Origin of the sequence: Parvibaculum sp. (genome assembly GCF_035325945.1) — a bacterium.
Classification (GTDB): Bacteria; Pseudomonadota; Alphaproteobacteria; order Parvibaculales; family Parvibaculaceae; genus Parvibaculum.
In genome coordinates, this window is record NZ_DAOKYX010000011.1 from 1 (window position 1) to 5795 (window position 5795).

The following is a 5795-nucleotide window of genomic DNA, read 5'->3' on the forward strand; positions in this document are numbered from 1 at the left end:
GACGCCGTCATCGCCTCCATGCTCATTCCCTCGCCGGGCAGGCAGGCTCCGCCTGCCGATGATCGCATCGCCTTCACCGCGAGCTATTATTCGACCCCCGGCCGCTTTGCCGCGCGAAAGTCAGGCGCAGTGGTGCCGGCGAGCGCGGCGGCCATGGCCGGAAAGCGCGTCGCCGTGCAGAAGGGATCGATCCACGAGGCGTTTCTTGCCCGCCGCTTTCCGGACGTCATGGCCGTGCCTCTGCCGACACTGGAGGAGGCGGAAGCCGCGCTTGCCGAAGGGCGCGCGGATTTTCTCTTCGCCGACCGCAATGCGCTGCTCTACTGGCTGAAGGGCGCGAGCGGCGCGGATTGCTGCCGCCTCGTTGGCTCCGACTATTCGGATCCCGCCTTTTTCGGCGCCGGAGCCGGTATCGCCTACAGGGCAGACGATCGGGCTCTGGGCGCAAGGCTCGACGAGGCGCTGGCGGCGATGGTCGCCGATGGCACCCATGCCGAAATCAGCCGCCGCTATTTCGGGCAGGATATTCGCTGATCAGTGTTTCTTCGCCGCCGCCATGAGATCGCGCGGCCTGCCGAAGAAGATGACGCGTCCCGCGCCCTCCTCGATCTCCTTCCAGCTACCGACATCGAACTCGAAAACGATGAAGCCGCCGGTCGGCACGCCATGCGCGACCTTGACCGCGAGTTCCTCGTCAGGGTCTTCCGCAAGCGCCATGGCAAGTAGAACGAGGCCCGGATTATGCGCGACGACGAGCAGCGTTTCGGCGCTCGCCGGAGCCTTGTGGATTTCCTCGAGCATCACATCCGGCATGGCGTGGTAAAGCTCGTCGCGATGGATGACGGGAACTTCCTTCGGCAGCTTCCTGCTGAGTGGAAGAAAGGTCTCGTTCGCGCGCCGCGCCGTCGAGCAGAGCACCGCGTCGGGGACATAGGGCGAGCGGGCGATGAAATCCGCCATGAAATCGGCGGCCGTGCTGCCGCGCGCGTTGAGAGGGCGGCTGAAATCGTCCTTGGACGGATCGCTCCAGTCCGATTTCGCATGACGCATGAGGCAGAGCCGTTTCATTCCATCTTCTCCCGGCCTGTCGCGCCTGCTGTGGACGTGGCTCGCGCCGCGCCGGTGAAGGGGAGCGCGAGGCTCCAGAGAAGTCGCGTGGGCTCGCTGCCGGGATAGGCGTCGAGGCCGATCCTCATGGCGCGCTGTTCCTCGCGCGGGCTCTTGCGATAAGTGCCGAAGAGCCGGTCCCAGACGGACAGGTTGAAGCCGAAATTCATGTCGTGTTCGTCCCGAAAGATCGAATGGTGCACGCGGTGCATGTCGGGTGTGACGAGGGCGAGCCGCATGAGAGGATCGATTCTCTCCCCGAGAGAGATATTCGCATGATTGAAGAGAGACGTCGCGTTGAGCACGATCTCGAAAACGATGACGGCCGCGACGGGCGCGCCGATGAGCGCCACCGCCAGCATCTTGACGAGCATGCTGACAAGGATTTCGGCCGGGTGGAAGCGTATGCCCGTCGTCGTGTCGATGTCGGGATCGGCGTGATGCACCCTGTGCATGCGCCACAGGACATCGAACCGATGAAAGGCGACATGCTGGCCGTAGATCGTGAGATCGAGCGCGACGAGCGTCAGCAGAAAGGCGAGGGGCGCGGGAGCCTCGATCCGGTTGAACAGGCCGAACCCGGCCTCATTGGCCCAATGGGCCGTGCCGACGGCGGCGACGGGAAGGATGAGGCGCACGAGCGCCGTTCCGGTCGCGCTCATGGCGATATTCGTCCACCATCTGGCGCGCCGCTCGAAACGCCGTGCCCGGCAGGGCGCGGCCGCTTCCCAGCCTGCCATGGCCAGCAGCACGCCGCCAAAGGCGGCAAGCCGGATAAACGACTCATGGGCGAGAAAGAAGGCGCTCATCGGAACCTGTTGCATGGCCGTCCGACCACCCGGCGGAGGGGGCGGCAAGGCGGGTGTGCTGGACTATAAGGCCGCTTTGCGCGAGAGAAAAAGGGGCGCCAGGGATCGGAGCCGCCGAGCGAGCCTGCCGCTGCGGAAGGCTCCCCACTGCGCTTTGCCGCAGGCTCGGCTAGACTGTGCGGGGACGATGGTTTCCGGGCGGCGGGAGCGCGGCAGGGGCAGGCGGATGGCGAAGGGGAAGTTTATCGCGCTGGCGGCGGGCGCCATGATGGCGGCCGCGGCCGGCGCTTTCGCGGCGCCGGGCGCCGAACCCGCCGGCGATGAGACATTTGAAGGCTCGTTCAGTTGCCTGAGGCCGTCATCGTCTTCGGATCGGAGCCCCATTCTCTGCCAGAGCCAGATCAATCCCGGCCTGCCCGTGCTCGACCTCACGATCTTCTGGCAGGACGTCGGAGCGGCCGGCAGGCGCCGCATCGAGCGCATCGAGATCCGCCGCTCGGGCGAGGCCGAACTCCTCCAGACCATCGCCGGCATCGATTCCCCGGTGCCTGACGAGGCCGAGAATGCCGGGCTTGAAATGCTCGATCTCAATTTCGACGGCTTCCTCGACCTGCGCGTCATGCGTGCCGCGCCCGCCGGAACGAATGCGCTCTATCGCAACTGGCTCTGGTCGGCGGAGGACGGAATTTTCGCCGCGAGCCCGGCGCTCGATGAGATCGCATCGCCCGAGTTCAATGCCGAGGATCAGGAAATCGTGAGCCGCTGGCGTTCAGGCGCCACGCGCGGAACCGACGTCTATTCCTATGAGGGAGCAGTGCCGGTTCTCATTCACCGCGAGACGGATGCCGAGGATGCGCATGGCGCATGTGTGCGGACATTCCATGACCGCATCGACGACGAGCTGAAGAAGACCGGCACGGGCGCCTGCGAGGCGGAATAGGGTCAGACCGTCATGTGCCTCGCGCGCGCGCCGCGCTCGATTGCGGCGGCGATGAGCTTTTCGATGTCGAGCGCATCGCGCAGAAGCTGCAGGAGGCGGATTTCCTCCTGCCCGACCGCGAGATCGGCAGAGGCTATCTCGACCGCGAGGGCATAGGCCGTTTCGCGCAGATGCGGAGGCAGGGCGTCCTTCACGAGCCCGAAGACGGCGTCGAGGCCGCCATCTTCCTGAAGGATCGAGGCGCATTCCCGCGCGATCGGGATGAGCCGTTCCGTATCGAACTTACGGAAGGCGGGCGCCTGTTTCACGATATCCCCGATCGTCCGGAGCTCATTGTCGCTCATGGCGCGGTCCACGGCGCTCATGGTGACCATGACATAGATGAGGGCGGTCTCGGGTGCGATCGTCGACATGCGAACTGTCCCTGATTGAAGACCGTGCGAGCTTAGGGACTGGAAGCCGGTGCGGCAAGGCCCGCTCCCTGTTCGGCTTCCATGCCGCCGAGAAACGCCCGCGCGCCCGCGACGGCCTCGGCGAGCCCGACACGTTCGACGGTGACGCCGGGCGGAAAGGCCGATGTGAGTCGCGTGGGCAGGCGCGAATCGAGCATGACGAAGACGCCCCTGTCGCGGCCCGAGCGGATGAGGCGGCCGAATGCCTGTTTGAGCCTCAGCCTCGTCAGCATGTCGTCATAGCGCGCGGCGCCAAAAACCTCGCGACGCGCCTTGTGCAGAATATCCGGGCGCGGCCATGGTGTGCGGTCGAACACGATCATTCGGAGCGAGTCTCCCGGCACATCGACACCGTCGCGCACGGCATCCGTGCCGAGAAGGCAGGCATGGCGCTCGGCGCGGAAAATGTCGACCAGCGTGCTGGTGTCGAGCGCATCGACATGCTGCGAATAAAGGGCAAGGCCCGCTTCCTCGAGCGGCGCGATGAGCCTTTCGTGCACCGCACGCAGACGATGGATGGCGGTGAAAAGGCCGAGCGCGCCGCCCCCCGCCGCAAGAAAGAGCGCGCGATAGGCCGATGCGATCTCGTCCATGTTGTCGCGGCTCACGTCGCGCACGACGAAGATGCGTGACTGCGCGGCATAGTCGAAGGGCGAGGCCATGAAGGCGCGCCGCGCCGGCAGGGCGAGATGGGAGATGCCCGTGCGGATTTCCGCCGAACTCCAGCTTTCCTCTCCGTCCCCGTCGTCGATGAGCCGGTCGCGCAGCGTCGCGGAGGTGATGACGACGCCATGGGCGGGCTCGAGAACGGCGGCCGAAAAGGGGATCGTCGGATCGCGCCAGTGCCGGTGCATGCCGATATCGGCCTCATGGCCCTGAATGCGCTCGATGGAGAACCAGTCGACGAAATCCTCCGGCGTCGGACCGCCGAGCGAGGCGAGCATCGAGCGCCATGAGGGAATGAGGAGCTTCGCGCGCCTTTCGAGCCCGCGGGCCGCCGCATCCATGCGGATGCGCGTCGATGTGTCGAGATCCTCGGCCTCGGCGTCGAGGTGGGCGCGGAGCCGCTCCGCGATCCGCATCAGCGGTTGTGCGATCCGCTCAAGCGCCTTGTCGAGATTGCGCGCGGCTTCCTCAAGCCCCGGCACCGGCGGTTCCGTCGCCGCCTCGAGCGAGAACATCTGCTCGGCTTCGCTCGCCCGCGCGTAAACCTGCTGGCGAAGGAGGGCGAGGAATTTCTCGGCCGCTCCCCGTCCGGCGCCGTCATTGAGGCGCGTGGCCCAGCCGGGGGCGGGCAATGCGCCTGCGGCGTCGATGGCGGCCGAGAGCGCGTCTTCCGCCTCGCCATCGCCGGTGACGAGGTCGCCCACACGCTCTTCGAGCCCGCGTCCGCGCCGCCCGCGCTGGCCTTCAGCGCCGCGAATCCAGCGCCGGAGCTCGGCCGTTTCGCTCGCCGACAACTGGGCGGAGAAGGCGCTGTCCGCCGCGTCGAAAATGTGATGGCCCTCGTCGAAGACGAAGCGCGAGCGCGCCTCGCGCCCCGTGGGCTCCTCATCCTCGGCATTGCCCGCCGCCTCGACGCTCCGTTCGGCATTTTTGAGCGCCTCGGGAGCGAGAAGCGCGCCCGCCTGCTCGAGCGCGGCCTGACGCATCACAAGCGCATGATTGGCGACGACGATCTCGGCGCGCCTTGCCTTGCGGATCGCCTTTTCGATGAAGCATTTCCTGAAATGCGGGCAGGCGCTGTAGACGCATTCGCCGCGCCGGTCGGTGAGCGCGGAGCGGCCCTGGCCGGCCGTGGCCGCGCTGCCTAGGCGCTGCATGAGCCAGGCGGGAAAGTCGCCGCCGACCATGTCGCCGTCGCGGCTCGCTCTTGCCCAGCGCGCGACGAGGCCGACCGGCACAGCCCCGCCGGAGAGCACGGCGCGATCCGCGATCTCCGCGAAGTTCAGGAGGCAGAGATAGTTTTCGCGCCCCTTGCGGATGACGGCCTTCTCCGTCTTTTCCGCCGGGTCCGGATAGAGCCGCGTCAATTCCTGATCGAGCTGGCGCTGGAGGTTCTTCGTATAGGTGGAGAGCCAGACCGTGCCCTTGTTGCGCTGGGCCCAGAGGCTCGACGGCGCGATATAGCCGAGCGTCTTGCCGATGCCCGTGCCCGCTTCCGCAAGCACGATGTTGGGCGCGCCCGCCAAGTTGCGCGGACCGAAAGCGTGCGAGGTTTCGGCTGCGAAATCGGACTGGCCCGCGCGTCGTTCCGCATCGGGGCCGACGAGTTCGGCGAGCCTGCCGCGCGCTTCCTCTTCGCTGACCGGCATCTGGCCGGGCGCGGGCCGTGGCGCGCGCTCCTCCCATTCGGGCAGATCGTTCCAGACATCGAAGCCCTGACCGGCGCGCGGCTTGCCCTCGCGCGCGAAGACATCGCGAAGCGCGGCGACGACGCCCGGCCCCCAGGACCAGCCCGCCTCCGCCATGCGCCAGGCGACGCGG

General features: G+C 67.1%; 6 protein-coding genes. 2 read left to right on the top strand and 4 right to left on the bottom strand.

Going from position 1 to position 5795, the window contains the following annotated elements; translation table 11 throughout:
• Window positions 1-534: transporter substrate-binding domain-containing protein (locus tag PKA57_RS07380; protein ID WP_324299061.1), on the top strand; the 534-nt coding region annotated here is incomplete at its 5' end.
• On the opposite strand, the gene PKA57_RS07385 is transcribed toward PKA57_RS07380, so the two are convergent.
• Together PKA57_RS07385 and PKA57_RS07390 are read right to left on the bottom strand one after the other, a co-directional pair.
• Window positions 535-1068, bottom strand: coding sequence for a histidine phosphatase family protein (locus tag PKA57_RS07385; RefSeq protein WP_324299063.1), 534 nt, complete (start codon window positions 1066-1068; stop codon window positions 535-537).
• A complete protein-coding gene (locus PKA57_RS07390; RefSeq protein ID WP_324299066.1) occupies window positions 1065-1931 on the bottom strand; it encodes a sterol desaturase family protein in 867 nt (288 codons plus the stop codon). The genes PKA57_RS07385 and PKA57_RS07390 overlap by 4 nt, the downstream gene beginning before the upstream one ends.
• 211 nt (window positions 1932-2142) lie before the next feature.
• Here PKA57_RS07390 and PKA57_RS07395 point away from each other — a divergent pair, with 211 nt between their 5' ends.
• A complete protein-coding gene (locus tag PKA57_RS07395) occupies window positions 2143-2856 on the top strand; it encodes a hypothetical protein (RefSeq protein ID WP_324299068.1) in 714 nt (237 codons plus the stop codon).
• A 2-nt stretch (window positions 2857-2858) separates the two neighbouring features.
• On the opposite strand, the gene PKA57_RS07400 is transcribed toward PKA57_RS07395, so the two are convergent.
• Window positions 2859-3269, bottom strand: a complete 411-nt coding sequence (locus PKA57_RS07400) for a tellurite resistance TerB family protein (protein ID WP_324299070.1) — start codon at window positions 3267-3269, stop codon at window positions 2859-2861.
• Window positions 3270-3301: 32 nt separating this feature from the next.
• Window positions 3302-5795: ATP-dependent DNA helicase (locus PKA57_RS07405; protein WP_324299072.1), on the bottom strand; the 2494-nt coding region annotated here is incomplete at its 5' end.